Origin of the sequence: Enterobacter sp. MGH85 (genome assembly GCF_001037655.1) — a bacterium.
GTDB classification, from domain to species: Bacteria; Pseudomonadota; Gammaproteobacteria; order Enterobacterales; family Enterobacteriaceae; genus Enterobacter; species Enterobacter intestinihominis.
Window position 1 is genome coordinate 3,463,247 of sequence record NZ_KQ089925.1, and the last position, 20,238, is coordinate 3,483,484.

Consider the following 20,238-nt stretch of genomic DNA (forward strand, 5'->3'; position numbering starts at 1 on the left):
GCAAGATGTAAACCACTAGCGGCGTGAAGAGAGCGCGCCGTAGGCTACCGATTCCTTATGAGGAGCCTCCGCAGCATCTTCGGCTTCACTCAAATCGCGGTCGCGCACTTCCGGCATCAGCAACGCGGAGACCAGCCCAATCAGCGAGTACGCCACCAGCATCACCACAATCGGCCACCAGGACCCGGTCATGTTGCAGAAGATCCCCGCCAGCACCGGACCAAAGCCTACGGCTACCAGCCCGCCCGCCTCTTTCGAAATGGCCATGCGGGTAAAGCGGTTCCGCGAACCAAACATCTCTGCCATGGTGATATTTTCCAGCGCGAACAGCCCGAGCACCGCAAAGTTATGAATAACGATGATAGAGAGCATAATCACGCCCGGCGCGTAACTCTTATCGACGATAATCGACAGCATCGGGTAAGCCAGAATAATGGCTGAAATGTTAAGGAGGATATACGGCAGACGGCGCCCCACTTTATCGGACAGCCAGCCCAGCAGCGGGATGGAGAGGAAGCCGAGAATCGAACTGATCATCAGCGCATCGGTTGGGATCGCCTTATCAAACAACAGCGTCTGCACCAGATATCCGGCAAGGAAAGTCTGAATCAAACCTGAGTTGCCGGCCTGACCAAAGCGCAGCCCCGTCGCCAGCCAGAACGATTTGCTCTTAAACATCGCGCCTAATGAGGTATCCTGCGCAGCAACCGGCGCAATGGTTTCAGCGTCGTTAACCTTCTCAAACACCGGGCTCTCTTTAAGGTTCATACGCAGCCAGATGGCGAAGATCATCACCACCACGCTGGCGAGGAACGGCACGCGCCAGCCCCAGGCAATAAGTTCTTCACGATCGAGGGCAAAGAACATCACGGCCCAGATCGCCGTGGCGCTCAGCGTCCCGCAGTTGGTTCCCATGGCCACCAGCGAGGAGATGATGCCGCGTTTACCCTTCGGCGCGTACTCCGCCAGCATGGTACCTGCGCCTGAGATTTCTGCCCCCGCGCCCAGCCCCTGAATAATACGCAGCGTCACCAGCAGCACCGGTGCGAAAATCCCGATCTGCGCGTAGGTTGGCAGGACGCCGATTAAGGTGGTGCAGATCCCCATCATGGTGATGGTGATAAACAGCACCTTTTTGCGGCCAATTCTGTCGCCCATTCTGCCGAAGATAAATGCCCCGACGATACGCGCGATGTAGCCTGCCCCATAGGTCCCCATCGCCAGGATCAGCGCCATGGCCGCGGATTGTTCAGGGAAGAAAATTTCATGGAATACCAGCGCGGCGCCAAGGGAGTAAAGCTGAAAATCCATAAACTCCAGGGCGGTGCCCAGCCAGCCGGATACGGCGGCTTTCACCAGGTCTGACGTACTTCTTTGAGGTTGTGCTTGAGTCATAATGGCTATCTCTGCAAGGTAAGATGCGTACCACTGAGAGCCTGTCTTCGCAGGCTCTTAACCGCGTGAATTATTATTGGTCGAACGTGAGCAAGACTTTGCAGCACTGCCGCTGGTCTTTTTCAAACAGTTCGATGGCGTCTGTAACGTGGTGATAGTCAAATGTATGGGTGACCAGTTTTTCAGGGTCGATCAGCCCTTTTTCCAGCCAGTCAATGACCACCGGGAATTTGTTGGCATTCAGGCGCGAAGAGAAGATCGACAGCTCTTTGCCGGTGATCCCCTGCTGCACGATCTGACTCGGGTCGCTGGAGAAGCCCATCAGCACGATGCGCGCCGCCGGAGACGCCAGCGTAATCGCTTCCTGCAAAATGGATGGATGACAGGCAGCATCGATGATTAACGTCGGCTTGATGCCTTTTTCTTCCAGCGCGGCCTGTAATGAGTGCTCGCTGTTGTTGAAGACCCAGTCTGCGCCGCTGCGTTGCGCCATCCCCAGCCGCTCATCAATCCGATCCACCACGATGACCTGCTTCACCTTGTAAACGCCCTTTAGCGCCTGCACGGTGACCAGCCCCATCGGGCCTGCGCCGTAGATCAGCGCCACGTCCTGTTCGGTGGGTTTCGCCTGCCCCGTCACGTTGGCGGCAATGGTGAAAGGCTCAACCATCACCGCGTGTTTGTCAGGGATCGCATCCGGAATGTGCCAGGCATTTTTCGCCGGCACGACGGCGTATTCGCTGAAGCCGCCGTCACGGTGGACGCCCAGCACCACCAGCGAGGTACAAACGTTCGGTTTTCCGACGGAACACGGGTAGCAGTGCCCGCAGCTGATCACCGGATCCACAGACACGCGCTGGCCCAGTCGGGTACTCTCCACACCTTCGCCAACCGCGTCTATTTCGCCAAAGAACTCGTGACCGATTACCCGCGGGTATTTCGCAAACGGGTTATGCCCGCGATAGATATGGCTGTCTGAACCGCAGATACCGGCGAGTTTAATTCTGACGCGGACGTCGCCTGCGTCCGGCAACGGGAGAGGACGCTCCTCAATCACCAGCGCATTCGGCTGTTGGATCACTACGCTTTTCATTATTCGCTCCTCGTTTACCAGTTCCAGAGGGTGCCGTCTTCCAGACGGGCCACCGGCAGACAGGCCGGTTCGTACGGGTATTTCGCTGCCAGCTTCTCATCAAACTCAATGCCCAGCCCTGGCTTATCGCCCGGGTGCATATAGCCGTTATCGAAGCGCCAGCTGTGCGGGAACACTTCCAGCATCTGCTCTGAATAACCCATATACTCCTGCACACCAAAGTTCGGTACCCACAGGTCAAAATGCAGCGCCGCGGCGTGGCAAATCGGCGACAGATCCGACGGGCCGTGTGAGCCGGTACGCACCTGGTAGAGTGAGGCAAAGTCCGCAATGCGACGCATCCCGGTGATGCCGCCCGCATGGGTTATGGTGGCGCGGATATAGTCAATGAGCTGCTCTTCAATCAGCTGCTTGCAGTCCCAGATGCTGTTGAACACTTCCCCCACCGCAATTGGCGTGACGGTGTGCTGGCGGATCAGGCGGAAACACTCCTGGTTTTCAGCGGGAGTCGGATCTTCCATCCAGAACAGGCGGTACTCTTCAATACTTTTGCCGAATCGCGCCGCTTCGATGGGCGTCAGACGGTGGTGCATGTCGTGAAGGAGATGTTCGTTGAAGCCGAACTGACTGCGCACTGCGTCGAACAGTTTCGGCGTGAAGTCGAGGTATTTCTCGGTGGACCAAAGCTGCTCGTCCGGCCAGTCGCCCTTGGTTGCAGGCTCATACGCCAGCCCTTTTCCTTTAGACATACCATAGGTGGTTTTCATCCCCGGCACGCCGCACTGCACGCGAATAGCCTTGAAGCCCATCTCTTTATGACGGGCATAATCTTCCAGTACGTCGTCAATGGTGTGCCCGGTGGTATGACAATAAACCATCACCCCTTCCCGGGAGGCTCCGCCAAGAAGTTGATAGAGCGGCATGTTCGCGGCTTTCGCTTTGATGTCCCACAGCGCCATATCCACGGCAGAAATCGCTGACATGGTGACCGGGCCACGACGCCAGTACGCGCCTTTATAGAAGAACTGCCAGATATCTTCGATGCGGTGCGCATCGCGGCCAATCAGCTGAGGGCACAGGTGATCTTTCAGGTAGGAGGCAACGGAAAGTTCACGTCCGTTAAGCGTGGCATCACCCAGGCCGACAATGCCCTCATCGGTGGTGATTTTAAGGGTGACAAAGTTACGCCCCGGGCAGGTGACAAATACTTCAGCCCCGACAATCTTCATAATCCATTTCCTTACATCGCTCGTTGTGATGCAGGAAATTTACGCAACTACACTACTACCATACAAGTATAACGATCGAAAAATCAGTGGGCGATCACACTATGAGGACGACTATGCGCGTCCCCAGCCGGCCACGATGATCAACATGCCGCACAGGGCAACCAGCGCGCCTGCCCAGTCATACAGGCTTAGCCTGACGCCATCGACAACGCGCAGCCACAGCAGCGCAGTACAGACGTACACCCCCCCGTAGGCCGCATAAACCCGCCCGCTGGCGGCCGGATGCAGGGTGAGCAGCCAGACGAAAAGGACCAGGGACACACCCGCCGGGATCAGCAGCAGCGCGGAAGCGCCCCGCTTTAGCCAGAGCCACGGCAAAAAGCATCCGATGATTTCACACAGCGCGGTCGCGAAAAAAAGCAGCGTCGTTTTGAACATTTTTCTCGTTTCGTGAGGATTGATTTAGACATCATACGCGATAATGCTCTCATCGTTCCCATACCTGCCGCGCGGGTATGACACCCTTTCGGATTGGTGTAGAATCCAACGGGGTAATCCGATTGTCTGCACCCGTTTAAAGGAAACGCTATGACTACATTAAGCAAACGCCTTTGTCTGACAGCCGCACTGGCGCTGTCCTCGTTCGCCTTCACCGCAACGGCATCAGCCGAAACCAGCAAACTCATCATTGAGTCTGGTGACAGCGCGCAAAGCCGCCAGAATGCTGCCATGGACAAAGAACAATGGAATGACACCCGCAGCCTGCGTCAGAAAGTGAATAAGCGCGTGGAAAAAGAGTGGGATAAAGAAGACGTCGCGTTTGATGCCCGCGACAAATGCCAGCAAAGTGCCAACGTCAACGCTTACTGGGAGCCTAACACCCTGCGCTGTCTGGATCGTCGCACTGGCCGCACGGTAGCACCGTAATGTCGATGCCGTGTGACGTAAAGCTCCGTCCGCTGGAGCGCGAAGATTTACGCTTTGTCCACCAGCTCGACAACAATGCCAGCGTGATGCGCTACTGGTTTGAAGAGCCTTACGAGGCCTTCGTCGAGCTGTCCGATCTCTACGATAAGCATATCCACGATCAAAGTGAACGCCGGTTTGTGGTGGAGTGCGAAGGTGAGAAAGCCGGGCTGGTTGAGCTGGTTGAGATCAACCATGTTCACCGTCGGGCGGAATTTCAGATCATTATTTCACCGGAGCACCAGGGGAAAGGTCTTGCGTCGCGGGCGGCAAAGCTGGCGATGGATTATGGGTTTAACGTCCTGAATCTCTACAAGCTTTACCTCATCGTCGATAAAGAGAACGAAAAAGCAATTCATATCTACCGTAAGCTCGGCTTTATGGTGGAAGGTGAACTGATCCATGAGTTCTTTATTAATGGCGAATACCGTAACACCATCCGCATGTGCATTTTCCAGCATCAGCATCTGGCCGGGCATAAATCCTCCTCCGCCAACCTGCTTAAACCCACCGCGCAGTAACCTGCGCGGTTTTATTCTTAATAATATTCAATGCTGTTTTTGATGGTGTACTTGCGCTCAATGGCAGGTTTAACGCTGTCATCGACGATAACCAGCTCACAGCTCACCGGGTTGTTGTGGCGATCGTAATCGCAACTCTGCTTTACATTGCCCATCGGTTTATCGTTCAACAGGCTTACCGCCGTATAATCCATGCGCTTACGCAGATCTTTCGACGGCATCGATTTGACCGATAAACGCTGGTCGCCGGAGACCGTGGTTTTACCGAGCGGGTAGCCGTCGGTATCATACTGGTACTTCACTTCCATCTCTTTGCTGTGCGCGGCAACCACAAACCCGTTATCGTCGGTGTCCCACGTCAGGCCGGCAGACGGCAGTTCCGCCAGCTGACATTTTCCCTGCAACTTCACCTTCTGCTGCTGGGTTTCCGCATCGACGTAGTAGTTAGCATCCAGCACCAGCGCAACGCCCGTATTAGCGTCGAGATCGTGCAGTTCAAGCGTATCGAAACATCCTTCCGTTGACATCGTGCCGGTCACACGTTTAGAGACTTCACCCTTATCGTTGAACAGCGTCTGGGTAAAATCCTTCACCGGCCCGCGCAGAGGATCAAAGTCAAACTCGTTCGAAAAACTCGCCATCTCCGGCGTAAATGACAGCGGCGCGGTGTTGTTGTCGCATCCCACCAGTACCGTTGCCAGTAGCGTTATCGCTGCGTATTTATTCACATCATTTACCGTTCAGAGAGAGATACAATCATATTAGCAAATACAGCAACTTACATAACAGCACTTCATTTGACTCTTTACGCTGTATAAATCCGTCATTTGCATTGACGAGACCTGCCAAAGTGGCTACTTTGGGCGCGGAAAATTCCACATTATTATAAAATTAGATTCTTAAATTTTCGGGTTAACATCATGATTTACGACTGTTTTTTGTACTATGACGAAGATATGTTGCTCGACATCAGATTACATACGCTCGCTGATGTCGTTGACCGTTTTGTCATTGTAGAAGCAACACACTCTTTTACGGGCATACCGCGAGAATTACATTTCGATATTACGAAGTTTGCCAAATTCAGAGACAAAATTATTTACGTGCCTTTTGACGCGCAGCCTATTTTAAACAGTGCTGACAATAACCAGGTTGATGCCTGGGCAAATGAAGCAGCGCTTCGCAACTCCATTATGAATGGGTTAAAAGACGCGGCAGACGACGATCTGATTCTGGTGTCAGACGTTGATGAAATTTTCTCTCCCGAGACGGTCAGGGCCATTAATCCACGCGCGCTCTGCACGACTATTCATCAAAACGTGTTCAACTATCAGTTTAATCTTCAGGTTCACAACATGGATGGTACGCCGAGAAAATGTACCTTGCCCCGCGCGACGTCCTATTACAACCTTAAGCATTTCTTCCACGGTGAGCCTGAATCTTTCAGAAACTGGAAGCGTGCACGCAAAGATAAAAACTGGTCATGGTTTAAATGGAACTGGCTAAAAATCAATAATAAGGTTGTGAAAGATGGCGGCTGGCATTTCTCCTGGGTAATGACCCCAGAAAGAATTTCCGAAAAAATGTCTACCATTTCTCATACCGAATACGATCTGCCGGAATTTAATAACCCGGAACATATTATGAAGGTTATCACCAACGCCGAAGATATCTGGGGACGAGACCGAAAACTGGTCAGGCAAGAGGTATCAAAACGCACCCTGCCTTCTTATCTGGTAGACAATCAGCACCATTATTCGCAATTTATTTTATGACGCAGGCGGGGCTCCAGGACAATTCAGAAAGAGAGACACAAAAACAAAAGCTTACCCTAACCCTGCTATGCTTACAGTCTACACAGTGAAAAGGAGCTACAGATGAAACGGTTACCCTGGATTACCGCCCTGCTGTTAATGAGTGCTTCACCTGCTATTCTTGCGGCCCCGGACTCCTGCGAGCGCGTGAAAAGCGACATTCAGCAGAAGATTATCAACAACGGCGTACCGGAGTCTGGCTTTACCCTGAACATCGTGCCGAACGATCAGGCCGACCAGCCGGATGCGCAGGTCGTTGGGCATTGCGCCAACGATACTTTCAAAATTTTGTACACTCGCACCAGTAGCGGCAACTACCCGGTAAGCGGTGCAGGTACGCAGGAGAATGCACCCGCTGAGCCGCAATGATTTTCCCACTCAATTCCCCTGAGTTGACGAGGATTAATATTTAATACCTCTAAATAAGTAACACTCCCCCCATCATTAGCCCGGTTGTAGTCACGGGTGAAAATAAATATTAACAATGATGGGGTGAGTTATGTCCGAAGTTGAACATCACGACGGGATAAGCCGTCGAACTCTGGTTAAATCTACTGCCATAGGATCTCTGGCGCTTGCCGCCGGTGGGATCGCATTGCCTTTTGGTCTGAAAAGCGCCGCCGCCGCAGTGCAGACCGCTAATCAGCCAGCGGAAGATAAAGTCGTCTGGGGCGCCTGCTCGGTAAACTGCGGTAGCCGCTGCGCGCTGCGTCTGCACGTTCGCGATGACGAAGTCTATTGGGTTGAAACGGATAATACCGGCGAGGATGTTTACGGCAACCATCAGGTTCGCGCCTGCCTGCGAGGCCGTTCAATTCGCCGTCGCATTAATCATCCAGACCGTCTGAACTATCCGATGAAACGCGTGGGCAAACGCGGAGAAGGCAAGTTTGAACGTATCACCTGGGAAGAAGCGCTGGACACCATCGCCGCGAGCCTGAAAAGCGTGGTCGAAAAATACGGCAACGAAGCGGTCTACATTAACTACTCCTCCGGAATTGTCGGCGGCAATATCACCCGCTCCTCCCCTTACGCCTCGCTGGTGGCACGCCTGATGAACTGCTACGGCGGCTTCCTCAGCCACTACGGCACCTACAGCACCGCGCAGATCGCCTGCGCAATGCCCTACACCTACGGCAGCAACGACGGCAACAGTACATCGGATATCGAAAACACCAAACTGGTGGTGATGTTCGGCAATAATCCGGCAGAAACGCGCATGAGCGGCGGCGGGATCACTTACTACCTTGAACAGGCACGTGAACGGTCTAACGCACGAATGATCGTTATCGATCCGCGCTACACCGACACCGCCGCAGGCCGCGAAGACGAGTGGATCCCGATTCGTCCGGGCACCGATGCCGCACTGGTGGCAGGTATTGCGTGGGTGCTGATTAATGAAAACCTCGTCGATCAGCCCTTCCTCGATAAATACTGCGTAGGTTATGACGAAAAAACCCTGCCGGAAGGCGCACCTGTTAACGGTCATTACAAAGCCTATATTCTCGGCCAGGGTGATGACAAAACCGCGAAACCCCGGAATGGGCGTCGCGCATTACAGGCATTCCTGCCGATCGCATCATTAAGCTGGCCCGTGAAATCGGTTCGGCAAAACCGGCCTACATTTGCCAGGGCTGGGGCCCGCAGCGTCAGGCCAACGGCGAGCAGACATCCCGCGCCATCGCCATGCTGCCGATCCTGACCGGCAACGTCGGCATTAACGGCGGCAACAGCGGCGCGCGCGAATCGACCTACACCATCACCATCGAACGTATGCCGCTGCCGGAAAATCCTGTGAAAACGCAAATCTCCTGCTTCAGCTGGACGGGTGCCATCGTGCGTGGACCGGAGATGACCGCCCTGCGCGACGGCGTACGCGGTAAGGATAAGCTGGATGTGCCGATCAAGTTCATCTGGAACTATGCGGGTAATACCATCATCAACCAGCACTCTGATATCAACAAAACTCACGACATTTTGCAGGATGAGAGTAAGTGCGAAACGATCGTCGTTATCGACAACTTCATGACCTCGTCCGCGAAGTATGCCGATATTGTCCTGCCGGACCTGATGACCGTTGAGCAGGAAGATATCATCCCCAACGATTACGCCGGCAACATGGGATACCTGATTTTCCTCCAGCCGGTAACCGCCCCGAAGTTCGAGCGCAAGCCCATCTACTGGATCATGAGCGAAGTAGCGAAACGTCTCGGACCGGATGTCTATCAGAAATTCACCGAAGGCCGTACGCAGGAGCAGTGGCTGCGCTACCTTTACGCCAAAATGGTTGCCAAAGATCCGCTGCTGCCGTCCTACGACGCGCTGAAAAAAATGGGTATTTATAAGCGCAAAGATCCAAATGGACATTTTGTGGCCTATAAAAAATTCCGTGACGATCCGGATGCCAATCCGCTGAAAACCCCGTCGGGGAAAATCGAGATCTACTCCAGCAAGCTGGCGGATATTGCGGCAACCTGGGAACTGCAAAAAGACGAAACCATCACCCCGCTACCGGTCTATACCTCAACCTTTGAAGGCTGGGACGCGCCCGAGCGCAGCAAATTCCCGCTGCAACTGTTCGGTTTCCACTTTAAAGCCCGTACCCACTCCAGCTACGGCAACGTGGATGTGCTCCAGGCCGCCTGTCGCCAGGAGGTGTGGCTTAACCCTGTAGACGCCGAGAAGCGCGGCATTAAAAACGGTGACACGGTGCGCGTGTTTAACGATCGCGGCGAAGTGCGCATTGCCGCCAAAGTCACCCCGCGCATTATGCCTGGTGTGAGCGCGATGGGCCAGGGCGCCTGGCATGACGCCAACATGAACGGCGATCGTGTCGATCACGGCTCCTGCATCAATACCCTGACCACACACCGCCCGTCACCGCTGGCGAAAGGCAATCCGCAGCACACGAACCTGGTGCAGATCGAGAAGGCATAAGGATTAACCGATGACAACCCAGTATGGATTTTTTATTGATTCCAGCCGCTGCACCGGATGTAAAACCTGCGAGCTGGCCTGCAAGGATTATAAAGACCTGACCCCGGACGTCAGCTTCCGTCGTATTTATGAATACGCGGGCGGCGACTGGCAGGAGGATAACGGCGTCTGGCATCAGAACGTCTTCGCCTATTACCTGTCGATTGCCTGCAACCACTGCGAAGATCCGGCCTGCACTAAGGTCTGCCCGAGCGGGGCAATGCACAAGCGCGACGACGGTTTTGTGGTGGTGGACGAGGATGTCTGCATCGGCTGTCGCTACTGCCACATGGCCTGCCCGTACGGCGCGCCGCAGTATAACGCGGCTAAAGGCCACATGACCAAGTGCGACGGCTGCCACAGCCGCGTGGCGGACGGCAAAAAGCCCATCTGCGTCGAGTCCTGCCCGCTGCGCGCGCTGGACTTTGGCCCGATTGAAGAGCTGCGTAAAAAACACGGTCAGCTTGCTGCGGTCGCGCCGCTGCCGTCTGCGCACTTCACGAAGCCGAGTATTGTGATTAAACCTAACGCCAACAGCCGTCCGACGGGTGATACCACCGGCTACCTGGCAAACCCGAAGGAGGTGTGAGATGGGAAGTGGATGGCATGAATGGCCGCTGGTGATCTTCACCGTTTTCGGGCAGTGCGTGGCTGGCGCATTAATCGTGATGGGCTTCGCCTGGCTGAATGAACGTGATGACAAGGCCAGAATACGCATCGTGCGCAGCCTGTTTTTTCTCTGGCTGGTAATGGGTATTGGGTTTATGGCCTCGGTACTGCATCTTGGCTCCCCGCTGCGCGCCTTCAACTCGCTTAACCGCGTGGGAGCGTCAGCGCTGAGTAATGAGATCGCGGCGGGTTCGATCTTCTTTGCCGTGGGCGGTTTCTGGTGGCTGGTGTCGGTTATCGGTAAAATGCCCCCAGCTTTAGGCAAAATCTGGATGGTTGTCAGCCAGCTCCTGGGTGTCGTTTTTGTCTGGGCGATGACCCGGGTCTATCAGATCGATACCGTTCCGACCTGGTATACGGGCTACACCACGTTGGCCTTCTTCCTGACGATGGCTCTTACTGGCCCGATGCTGGCCGCGCTGCTTCTGCGGGTCGCAAACGTGACATACAAAGGTACCCTTGCCGCGTCTGTCAGCGTACTGGCACTCATCGCATGCGTGGCGGTCGTCGTATTGCAAAGCAATACGCTGGGGACGATCCAGAGTTCTATCCAGCAGGCTAACGCCCTGCTGCCGGATTATGGTTCGCTTCAGGTATGGCGCATCGCGCTGCTGGCGGCGGGTTTAGGCTGCTGGATCTGTCCACTTATTCGTCGTCAGGAACCGAAAACGCTCGGCCTGTTTGCAGGTTTCGTGCTGGTGGCTGTGGGTGAACTGATTGGCCGTGGGCTATTTTATGGTTTGCATATGACCGCAGGGTTAGCAATTGCAGGTTAACACAGGTGCGCGGGCTACCCCCGCGCACAAGTAAGGAAAGTTGTAATGAATGACGTCTCACACCGCGAATCGTTCGCGTTCAGCGCCCGGGTACTGGGCGCGCTGTTTTATTTTGCCCCTGACAGCGAGCAGACCGCACCGCTGGTGAGTGCCCTGACCGCAGGTGACTGGGTGCAGGACTGGCCGCTGGCGCAGGAAAGCCTGCAGCCCGTGGCCAGTATGTTTAAGAACCCGTCGGACGAAGCGTTGAAAGACGCCTGGCAGCGTCTGTTTATTGGCCCGTATGCCCTGCCCGCCCCCCCGTGGGGCTCCGTCTGGCTCGATCGCGAGTCCGTGCTGTTTGGCGATTCGACCCTTGCATTGCGCCAGTGGATGCGTGAAAACCATATCGCCTTTGAGATGCAGCAGAATGAGCCGGAAGATCACTTCGGAACGTTGCTGATGCTGGCGGCATGGCTTGCCGAGAACGGTCGCGACACAGAACGCGACCAGCTTATGGCCTGGCATCTGCTGCCGTGGAGCACGCGTTTCCTTAGCGTATTCGTTGAAAACGCGGCCCATCCGTTCTATACGGCGCTGGGTAAACTTGCCCAGCTGACGCTGGCAGAATGGCAGTCCACTTTGCTGATCCCGATTGCAGAAAAAACGCTGTACCGATAGCAGCTCCTGGCTTGTACATCCGTTGTGTAAGCCAGGTTCGGACATTTTTGCTGCAACGCAGATCCGGAACTGCTATACTGTATATAATTACAGTGCTGGAGGTGCAAAATGGCTGTTGAAACAAAATTCGTGGTCGTAAGAAAAGGTGAAGAGAAAATGACTTTTGCCAGTAAGAAAGAGGCTGACGCTCACGACAAACTGCTCGACATGGCAGAAGCGTTCACCGACTGGCTGCTGCAAAGCGGAATGCAGATGGATGAAACGCAGGCGGAAAACCTTGGTCTGTATCTTGCCGAGCAGAAAGAGTCCGTGCAGCATATCCTGCGTACCAGCAAGCTTCCCGAGCTCAATGCTGCAACGGATAAAACAGCGCCAGAGGCGGATAGCAGCAAAAAAATCCGGGCCGTCAAAGCCGCCTGATCGTCAGAACGACTCATCACCTGTCCTGCTGCCGCGGGCCGGAAACGGCTCGCGGCTTAATAGTGCGGTAAATTATCACACAACTCTTGCAACTCGTTGATTAGTCTGGCCACATGGAAACCATCACAGACAGAATGATGAACCTGAACGGCGAAAGGCAACAAGACTTTTCCATCCTGGTTAAAGTATTTTCCAAACGTGAACATGGGCGCAAAAAAGTTCTGCATGTTAGCCACGTTGATATTAAAACTGGTAAAACTGACCCACGGAATATCCGATATGAAGAATATATTTTCCCGGTACTCTTCTTTGGGCCAGTAGGCAAGATTATCACCATAGCGAGAAACGTCTTCTGCATAAACGTTTTGAAAGTGATGAATATTCCCGTCGAAGTGACTCCATAATGATGAAAACGTCTCCGTCTCTTTATGGAAAAGGGTATAGCTGGGATGCACCTCATTCCATATTACAAGCTCATTATCCTTCATAGCCATACGGAACTCAGAATGGCGGTTAACGACTGTCGAAATAAGGGAAATAATCGAAGGATAAAATTTCCAGCCAACCTGTTTGATATGTTTCAGCAGCGCAGTGATATCCAGCTGAACCGTTTGGTTAATCGTGCATTGAGCAAAGCTCTGAAAGACTTCAAAATGTTCTTTCCTTGCCCAACTCGATAAGTCTACAGCCGTATATTCTGGCGTAATTTTTGTCATTTCTTTGCCTTAATTAAGCAGCGCTATATAAAATAGTAGCGTACCATAAACCCAGGAGCTGTATAGACCATCGAGCAGAGGCTGCCTTAAATTTTCAACGTATCAATAACCGCTCTCAGCGCCGGGGACACGTTGCGGTGCGGATAATAGAGGTAAAGCCCGTCCATCCGCAGGCTGTAGCGCTGTAAGACGCGTATAAGCGTGCCACGGTCCAGATCGTCAGCCACCAGCTCAACCGGGACATAGGCCAGCCCGAGTTCCAGCCGGGCCGCTTCGGCCTCCATGTAGCTGTCGGAAAAGGCCCATTGCCCCTCAGGCCGGTGCGTAACTCGCTTCCCGTCCTGAACAAGCTCCCATTGATAGTGGTTACCGTCGGCAAACTGGTAGGCAATGCAGGGATGAGCATCCAGATCGGCGGGCGTCTGCGGGAAACCATAGCGCCGAAAATGCGCCGGGGCGGCAACCACAGCCATCTCCATATCGGGCGTGATGCGCACCGCAATCATTCCTTGTCCCACCTCCGGCCCCAGCCGGACGCCCGCGTCGAATCGCTCGGCAATGATATCCACGAACCGGCTCTCATTCATCAATTCCAGACGGATATCCGGGTAACGCTGTTTGAAGATAGCGAGCTTTGGCAGCAGACATTTCTCGATGGCGTGCTGGCTGGCATTAATGCGCACCGTGCCGGACGGCGTCTGGCGGTAATGCGCCAGTCTGGTCAACCCGGTATCAAGCGCATCAAAGGCGGAGCCGGCGGTCTGGTAAAGCTGTTCCCCAGCGTGTGTCAGCGACAGCTTGCGCGTAGTGCGCACCAGAAGCTGAACGCCCAGCCGCTCCTCCAGCTCGCGAACCGATCGGCTGATCCCGGATTGCGCCAGCCCGAGCCGCTGTGCGGCTGCCGTGAAGCTTCCCTCCCGCACCACCTGGATAAAGAGATACAGCTCATTATAGTTTTCCCGCTTCGCCATCATGCCTCGTCAATTCATAACAAAATGATATTAATCCTAGCAGCTTTTGGCCTCTAATCAGCACTATTTCTGCTAACTATAATGGCCTCATTACAACAACACACGGTACCTCTTATGAAAACATTCACCCAAAAACTGTCCGTTGCGCTGCTGTTATGCGCATCATTAAGTGGAGTGACAACAATGAGTTATGCAGAAACGCTAAATCCTAACGCCCCCGTTTCGATGGTGACAACCTGGGATAAAACCTTCGCCGAGAGCAATAAAGTCAACCACCGCAAAGTGACGTTCCAGAACCGGTACGGGATCACTCTGGTGGGCGATCTGTACATTCCCAGGAACCACGGCGACCAGAAACTGGCGGCGATAGCCGTCAGTGGGCCGTTCGGTGCGGTTAAAGAACAATCTAGCGGTCTGTACGCCCAGACTCTGGCTGAGCAGGGGTTCGTGGCCCTGGCCTTCGACCCATCCTACACGGGGGAAAGTGGCGGCCAGCCGCGTAACGTTGCCTCCCCTGACATCAACACCGAAGACTTTAGCGCCGCTGTGGATTTCCTGGGGTTACAGAAAGAAGTCGACCGTAACCGTATCGGCATTCTTGGTATCTGCGGCTGGGGCGGTATGGCGCTGAACGCGGCATCCATGGATACCCGCGTGAAGGCGGTCGCCACCAGCGTAATGTACGATATGAGCCGCGCGATGGGTCACGGCGTGGGCAACGGGAAAGATCGCTATTCAGCGGCCGATCGTCGGGCCGTATTGCAGTATCTGAACGCGCAGCGCTGGAAAGATGCTGAAAGCGGCACTTTCGCCCATGGCGGCCACGATATTAATGTCGATGAGAATGGCAAGGTGACGGCGGCCGAGCGCATTCTGCCGGAAGCACTGCCCACCGATCCGCATCCGGTACTGAAAGAGTTCTATGATTACTACCGTATGCCGCGCGGTTTCCATGCCCGTTCCGTAAACTCCACCGGCGCGTGGACTGCGACCATGCCGTTATCCTTTATGAATATGCCGCTGCTGAGCTATGCCGGGGAGATCACTATCCCAACGCTGATTGTGACCGGTGAAAACGCACACTCTCGTTATTTTGCGGAGGATGCGTTCAAGGCCGTCGGCAGCAAAGAGAAAGAGCTGGTGATTGTTCCCGGTGCAAACCATGTTGATCTCTACGATAACGTCGAAGGAAAAATCCCGTTCGCGCAGTTTGAGCAGTTCTTCAAAACCAGTCTGAAATAACACTCTAAGCCCCCGGAAATCACGGGGGCATCTCTTCTCATCGTCGTGAATGACACCTATGTCTACACTGAATCAAATCCCATCCCGCTACAGCGTGCATGCACACTGGGACAGTATTTTTGCCCGTCAGTCTGCTCGTGGCATCTGCAATAAGGCATTATATTAACAGGGTTATTTTATTTAATTACAAAACCTCGCACTCCTCCCGTTGAAATAATAATTAAGCAATATCCTGGTCAGTCGGCGACATCGCTTTGTTAGCTTGAGCATTCAGGCAAAGCTCAAACTGGAGGTATTCTTTGCTGATTAAATTAAAGAAAGAACGAACGCATCAGGAGGATCGTCGTCTTGCCCTCTGGCTGGCGACCTCCGCGGGACTGCTGAATGCCATTGCGCTGGGCGCGTTCGGCTTTTTTCCCTCGCATATGACGGGCAATACCTCGCAGTTATCCAGCGAAGTTTCCTCCACCGATCTCAGCGATATTATTTTCTTTGGCGCCATTATTCTGTCGTTTGTCTCAGGCGCCATTGTTGCGCGGATTATTGTTATCTGGGGGATTATCCATAACGTCAGGCTGGTATTCAGCCAGGTTCTGTTTGTTGAAGGGTTATTACTGGCCGGGGTATCCCTGTACGAAATGTATTTTCATTCCTTCGCCACGAATCAGGAGATTATTCTTTTCCTGTGCGGGTTGATGGGAATTCATAACTCCACCTCAACTCAGCTTTCCGGCGGTCGGGTGAGATCCACGCACATCACCGGCACGCTGACCGATGCGGGCATTTCGCTGGCCTCCGTTATGGTCGCCATGCTGCGCCGGGATTACTCCAAAGATACGGCCGCGCAAAAGAGCCAGCTCAAAACCCATTTAACCACCCTTTTCTCGTTTATTACCGGCGGGATTGCGGGGCTGATCCTCTTCAGAGAGTTTGGATTCCACGCGATGCTGGCACTGGGCCTGATGCTGGTGTTTATCGCCGCCTTTTCAATCGTTCGTATCTCGTGGCGCGTTCGAAAGGTACGCGCCGCGCTTAGTCGATAGGGTGATCAGCACGCCTCAAGTGACGTTGTCACTTGAGGCGTGCTTCTTTAAGACTATTCTGCCTTCCCACTGACAGCCCTTACGCCATAAGGCTTAACTCAGGTTGTCACTAATTTCATAGGGTTACTGTTTTACCCCCTTTGCTGGAACCCTTCCGTTTCGCTTGCTATAGGTGAAGTACCCCTGCCGAAACATGGCATAACAACAGGCAACCGCAACAGGTGGTTGCTATAACGCATGCGCACAGGGAGACACACCGCAATGCACCCATTACTTAAACGTTCGCTGCTTTTTGTCGGCGCGATTATCGTGGTCCTCGCTCTCCTCGCCTGGGGAATTGGACTGGAGACGATTAAGGCGCGCCAGGTTGACCTGCTCTACCTCGGTCAACAGCACCTGATTCTGGTCTTTTCATCAATGTTCTTTGCCCTGCTGGTGGGCATTCCAAGCGGTATTCTGCTGAGCCGTCCGGCGGCACGGGGTATCGCCGAATACGTGATGCAAATCTTTAACGTGGGCAACACCCTGCCGCCGCTGGCCGTTCTGGCGCTGGCGATGGTGGTGATTGGCATCGGTGATAAACCGGCCATTATCGCCCTCTTTCTCGCTTCTTTGCTGCCAATTGTGCGTAACACCTATGCCGGGCTGTGCTCTGTTCCCGCGTCGTTGCTGGAAGCGGCAAACGGCATCGGCATGACCAAATGGCAGCGCCTGCATCAGGTCGAAATTCCTAACGCCTGGCCGGTGATGCTTTCCGGTATTCGCATTGCCACTGCGATTAACGTCGGTACCGCACCGCTGGCATTCCTGATTGGCGCCAGCAGCTACGGCGAGCTGATTTTCCCGGGGATCTATCTGAATGACTTCCCGACGCTGATCCTGGGCGCGGCGGCCACCGCCCTGTTCGCCCTGATTCTGGATACGCTGCTGGCGGCACTGGGTCGACTACTGAGCCCGCATCTCGCGCGATAATTATAACAAGGAGCTTCTATGAGACTGTTTTCCGGCCTGACGGCGCTGTGCGCCGCCGCGCTCTTCACCAGCCAGGCGCTCGCCGCGCCGCTGATCCTGGCAACAAAGAGCTTTACCGAGCAGCACATTCTCTCGGCCATGACCGTACAGTATCTGCAAAAGAAAGGAATTCAGGTGCAGCCGCAGACTAATATTGCGACGGTGATTTCCCGTAACGCGATGATTAACAAGCAGATTGATATGACCTGGGAGTACACCGGCACGTCGCTGATCATCTTCAACCATATCAACAAACGCATGTCGCCGCAGGAGTCATACGAGACGGTGAAACGCCTCGACGCAAAGCACGGTCTGGTGTGGCTTAAACCTGCCGATATGAACAATACCTATGCCTTTGCCATGCAGCGCAAGCGCGCCGAGGCTGAACATATCAATACCATGTCTGAGATGGTGGCAAAGATTGAGCAGATCCGTAAAACCGATCCAGATAACAACTGGCTGCTGGGCCTTGACCTGGAATTTGCCGGGCGTAGCGACGGGATGAAACCGTTGCAGGCGGCCTACAACATGGAGCTGGACCGCCCGCAGATCCGCCAGATGGATCCGGGGCTGGTCTATAACGCGGTGCGCGACGGGTTTGTCGATGCCGGGCTGATCTACACCACCGATGGGCGCGTGAAGGGCTTCGATCTTAAAGTGCTGGAAGACGATAAAGGCTTCTTCCCGAGTTACGCCGTGACGCCAGTTGTTCGAAAAGACACGCTGGAGGCTAACCCGGGGCTGGAGGAGGCGCTGAACACCCTCTCAGCCCAGCTCAACAACGACGTTATCACCGAACTGAATAAAAAGGTGGATATCGACCATCAGTCACCGCAGCAGGTCGCCCGTGATTTCCTGCGTAGCAAACAGTTGCTGTAGGAGGCGCTATGGAGACGATTCACTATATTCTCGACAACTGGGACTATCTCTTAACCCTGACGCTGCAACACCTCTGGCTGGTGGCACTCGCCGTGGGCCTGGCGATTGTTATTGGCGTGCCGCTGGGTATTTTAATTGTCCGCCATAAATGGCTGGCAACGCCGGTGCTGGGGATTGCCACCATTGTGCTCACCATCCCGTCAATTGCGCTTTTCGGCCTGATGATCCCGCTCTTTTCGCTGATCGGTCAGGGCATTGGCGCCCTGCCCGCGATTACGGCGGTGTTCCTCTATTCACTGCTGCCGATTGTGCGCAACACCCACACGGCGCTCGACAGCCTGCCACCCGGCCTGCGCGAAGCGGGACGCGGCATCGGCATGACCTTCTGGCAGCGTCTGCGCTGGGTGGAAATCCCAATGGCGCTGCCGGTCATTTTTGGCGGCATCCGCACCGCCGTGGTGATGAACATCGGCGTCATGGCGATTGCTGCCGTGATTGGCGCGGGCGGTCTGGGCCTGCTGCTGCTTAACGGTATTGGCGGGAGTGATATTCGTATGTTAATTGCGGGCGCGCTGATGATTTGTCTTTTAGCGATTGTGCTCGACTGGTTGCTGCACCGTTTGCAGGTGGTACTGACTCCGAAGGGGATTCGATAATGATAAAACTGGAAAACCTCACCAAACAATTTTCACAGAAGCACGGCCAGACGTTTAAGGCCGTCGACAACGTCAATCTGAACGTGCCTGAAGGGGAAATGTGCGTGCTGCTCGGCCCGTCCGGCTGCGGGAAAACCACTACCCTGAAGATGATTAACCGTCTCATTACGCCAAGCAGCGGGACGATCCTGATTAACGGCGAAGACACCAGCGGGATGGACACCGTGACCCTGCGCCGCAACATTGGCTACGTGATCCAGCAGATTGGCCTGTTCCCGAACATGACTATCGAAGAGAACATTACCGTCGTGCCGCGCATGCTGGGCTGGGACAAAGCGCGCTGTAAATCCCGTGCCGAGGAGCTGATGGATATGGTGGCAATGGATCCACATAAATTCCTTCACCGCTATCCGCGCGAAATGTCCGGCGGTCAGCAGCAGCGTATCGGCGTCATCCGCGCGCTGGCAGCGGATCCTCCGGTCCTGCTGATGGATGAACCATTCGGCGCGGTTGACCCGATTAACCGTGAGGTGATCCAGAACCAGTTCCTGGAGATGCAGCGCAAGCTGAAAAAGACCGTGATGCTGGTGAGCCACGATATTGACGAAGCGCTGAAGCTGGGCGACCGTATTGCCGTCTTCCGTCAGGGGCGTATTGTTCAGTGCGCCAGCCCGGACGAGCTGCTGGCGAAACCCGCCAATGAGTTTGTCGGCTCGTTTGTTGGTCAGGACCGGACGTTGAAACGCCTGCTGCTGGTATCCGCGGGCGACGTCACCGACCAGCAGCCGACGATTACGGTACGCGAATCGACGCCGCTGCCAGAGGCCTTCGCCACCATGGATGACAACGATATTCGCGCCATTACCGTGGTTGATGATCTCGGCAAACCGCTGGGCTTTGTGAAGCGCCGCGAAGCGCGTAATGCCAGCGGCAGCTGCGGTGATATTCTGCATCCGTTCCGCATGACAGGTAAGGCCGAGGATAACCTGCGCGTGGTGCTTTCTCGCCTGTATGAGAGCAACACCAGCTGGATGCCGATTGTGGACGAGGACGGACGCTATAACGGCGAGATATCCCAGGATTATATTGCGGAGTATTTGAGCTCAGGGCGTACGCGCCGGGCGTTGAATATTCATAGCGAGAGTTAAGCATTCAGGCCGGGTACTGCCCGGCCTTTTTCCGCACGCATACCTTTTGCTAA

The 20,238-nt window shown here is 54.5% G+C and carries 21 protein-coding genes and 1 pseudogene; 15 read left to right on the plus strand and 7 right to left on the minus strand.

Annotated features, from left to right (window positions below):
• Window positions 1-15: 15 nt before the first annotated feature.
• The 4 genes from SK51_RS16195 to SK51_RS16210 form a co-directional block, all read right to left on the minus strand.
• On the minus strand, window positions 16-1,395 hold the full coding sequence (locus SK51_RS16195; protein ID WP_023306118.1) for an MFS transporter: 1,380 nt from the start codon (window positions 1,393-1,395) through the stop codon (window positions 16-18).
• A 73-nt stretch (window positions 1,396-1,468) separates the two neighbouring features.
• Window positions 1,469-2,488, minus strand: coding sequence for a Zn-dependent oxidoreductase (locus tag SK51_RS16200; RefSeq protein WP_023306117.1), 1,020 nt, complete (start codon window positions 2,486-2,488; stop codon window positions 1,469-1,471).
• Between the two features lie 14 nt (window positions 2,489-2,502).
• Complete coding sequence (manD, locus tag SK51_RS16205; RefSeq protein WP_023300009.1) at window positions 2,503-3,717, minus strand: D-mannonate dehydratase ManD; 1,215 nt, start codon at window positions 3,715-3,717, stop codon at window positions 2,503-2,505.
• A gap of 111 nt (window positions 3,718-3,828) precedes the next feature.
• The gene (locus SK51_RS16210) at window positions 3,829-4,155 is read right to left on the minus strand and encodes a YnfA family protein (RefSeq protein WP_023306116.1); all 327 of its coding nucleotides are present in this window, start codon (window positions 4,153-4,155) and stop codon (window positions 3,829-3,831) included.
• A 150-nt stretch (window positions 4,156-4,305) separates the two neighbouring features.
• On the opposite strand from SK51_RS16210, the gene SK51_RS16215 reads away from it, so the two are divergent.
• Together SK51_RS16215 and speG are read left to right on the plus strand one after the other, a co-directional pair.
• Entirely contained in the window at window positions 4,306-4,644 is a 339-nt protein-coding gene (locus SK51_RS16215) for a DUF1283 family protein (RefSeq protein ID WP_022647984.1), read from the plus strand.
• The gene (speG, locus tag SK51_RS16220; protein ID WP_023300006.1) at window positions 4,644-5,204 is read left to right on the plus strand and encodes a spermidine N1-acetyltransferase; all 561 of its coding nucleotides are present in this window, start codon (window positions 4,644-4,646) and stop codon (window positions 5,202-5,204) included. Before SK51_RS16215 ends, speG begins: the two co-directional genes overlap by 1 nt.
• Window positions 5,205-5,221: 17 nt before the next feature.
• On the opposite strand, the gene SK51_RS16225 is transcribed toward speG, so the two are convergent.
• The gene (locus SK51_RS16225; RefSeq protein WP_023306115.1) at window positions 5,222-5,932 is read right to left on the minus strand and encodes a YnfC family lipoprotein; all 711 of its coding nucleotides are present in this window, start codon (window positions 5,930-5,932) and stop codon (window positions 5,222-5,224) included.
• A gap of 192 nt (window positions 5,933-6,124) precedes the next feature.
• Between SK51_RS16225 and SK51_RS16230 the strand changes: the two genes are divergently transcribed.
• The 7 genes and pseudogenes from SK51_RS16230 to SK51_RS16260 all read left to right on the plus strand — a co-directional run bounded on the left by SK51_RS16230 (window position 6,125) and on the right by SK51_RS16260 (window position 12,519).
• Window positions 6,125-6,979: a glycosyltransferase family 17 protein gene (locus SK51_RS16230; protein WP_023306114.1), complete on the plus strand. Its 855-nt coding sequence runs from the start codon at window positions 6,125-6,127 to the stop codon at window positions 6,977-6,979.
• A 102-nt stretch (window positions 6,980-7,081) separates the two neighbouring features.
• On the plus strand, window positions 7,082-7,387 hold the full coding sequence (locus tag SK51_RS16235) for a DUF1161 domain-containing protein (RefSeq protein WP_006808860.1): 306 nt from the start codon (window positions 7,082-7,084) through the stop codon (window positions 7,385-7,387).
• A 130-nt stretch (window positions 7,388-7,517) separates the two neighbouring features.
• Window positions 7,518-9,955, plus strand: a pseudogene (gene ynfE / locus SK51_RS16240) (selenate/tellurate reductase subunit YnfE).
• A 10-nt stretch (window positions 9,956-9,965) separates the two neighbouring features.
• Window positions 9,966-10,583 (plus strand): DMSO/selenate family reductase complex B subunit, encoded by a 618-nt coding sequence (locus tag SK51_RS16245; RefSeq protein ID WP_017384545.1) that lies wholly within the window; start codon window positions 9,966-9,968, stop codon window positions 10,581-10,583.
• A 1-nt stretch (window position 10,584) separates the two neighbouring features.
• Window positions 10,585-11,439 carry a dimethyl sulfoxide reductase anchor subunit family protein gene (locus tag SK51_RS16250; protein ID WP_023306112.1) on the plus strand — a complete coding sequence of 285 codons (855 nt, stop codon included), beginning with the start codon at window positions 10,585-10,587 and terminating at the stop codon, window positions 11,437-11,439.
• 45 nt (window positions 11,440-11,484) lie between these two features.
• Window positions 11,485-12,099, plus strand: a complete 615-nt coding sequence (dmsD, locus tag SK51_RS16255; protein ID WP_032624331.1) for a Tat proofreading chaperone DmsD — start codon at window positions 11,485-11,487, stop codon at window positions 12,097-12,099.
• 108 nt (window positions 12,100-12,207) lie between these two features.
• Window positions 12,208-12,519: a YebG family protein gene (locus SK51_RS16260; protein ID WP_022647976.1), complete on the plus strand. Its 312-nt coding sequence runs from the start codon at window positions 12,208-12,210 to the stop codon at window positions 12,517-12,519.
• A 56-nt stretch (window positions 12,520-12,575) separates the two neighbouring features.
• Here SK51_RS16260 and catA read toward each other — a convergent pair whose 3' ends face one another.
• Together catA and SK51_RS16270 are read right to left on the minus strand one after the other, a co-directional pair.
• The gene (gene catA, locus SK51_RS16265; RefSeq protein ID WP_023300000.1) at window positions 12,576-13,235 is read right to left on the minus strand and encodes a type A chloramphenicol O-acetyltransferase; all 660 of its coding nucleotides are present in this window, start codon (window positions 13,233-13,235) and stop codon (window positions 12,576-12,578) included.
• An 86-nt stretch (window positions 13,236-13,321) separates the two neighbouring features.
• A complete protein-coding gene (locus tag SK51_RS16270; protein ID WP_048206808.1) occupies window positions 13,322-14,206 on the minus strand; it encodes a LysR family transcriptional regulator in 885 nt (294 codons plus the stop codon).
• A 114-nt stretch (window positions 14,207-14,320) separates the two neighbouring features.
• Between SK51_RS16270 and SK51_RS16275 the strand changes: the two genes are divergently transcribed.
• The 6 genes from SK51_RS16275 (at window position 14,321) to osmV (ending at window position 20,185) form a co-directional block, all read left to right on the plus strand.
• Window positions 14,321-15,448 (plus strand): alpha/beta hydrolase, encoded by a 1,128-nt coding sequence (locus SK51_RS16275; protein ID WP_071788016.1) that lies wholly within the window; start codon window positions 14,321-14,323, stop codon window positions 15,446-15,448.
• Window positions 15,449-15,747: 299 nt separating this feature from the next.
• Window positions 15,748-16,491, plus strand: coding sequence for a YoaK family protein (locus SK51_RS16280; RefSeq protein WP_023306108.1), 744 nt, complete (start codon window positions 15,748-15,750; stop codon window positions 16,489-16,491).
• 261 nt (window positions 16,492-16,752) lie between these two features.
• Window positions 16,753-17,463 (plus strand): osmoprotectant ABC transporter permease OsmY, encoded by a 711-nt coding sequence (gene osmY, locus SK51_RS16285; protein ID WP_023306107.1) that lies wholly within the window; start codon window positions 16,753-16,755, stop codon window positions 17,461-17,463.
• Window positions 17,464-17,481: 18 nt separating this feature from the next.
• Window positions 17,482-18,381 carry an osmoprotectant ABC transporter substrate-binding protein OsmX gene (osmX, locus tag SK51_RS16290; RefSeq protein WP_023306106.1) on the plus strand — a complete coding sequence of 300 codons (900 nt, stop codon included), beginning with the start codon at window positions 17,482-17,484 and terminating at the stop codon, window positions 18,379-18,381.
• An 8-nt stretch (window positions 18,382-18,389) separates the two neighbouring features.
• Window positions 18,390-19,037 carry an osmoprotectant ABC transporter permease OsmW gene (gene osmW, locus SK51_RS16295; protein WP_022647970.1) on the plus strand — a complete coding sequence of 216 codons (648 nt, stop codon included), beginning with the start codon at window positions 18,390-18,392 and terminating at the stop codon, window positions 19,035-19,037.
• Window positions 19,037-20,185, plus strand: a complete 1,149-nt coding sequence (gene osmV, locus SK51_RS16300) for an osmoprotectant ABC transporter ATP-binding protein OsmV (RefSeq protein ID WP_022647969.1) — start codon at window positions 19,037-19,039, stop codon at window positions 20,183-20,185. The genes osmW and osmV overlap by 1 nt, the downstream gene beginning before the upstream one ends.
• Window positions 20,186-20,238 lie beyond the last annotated feature (53 nt).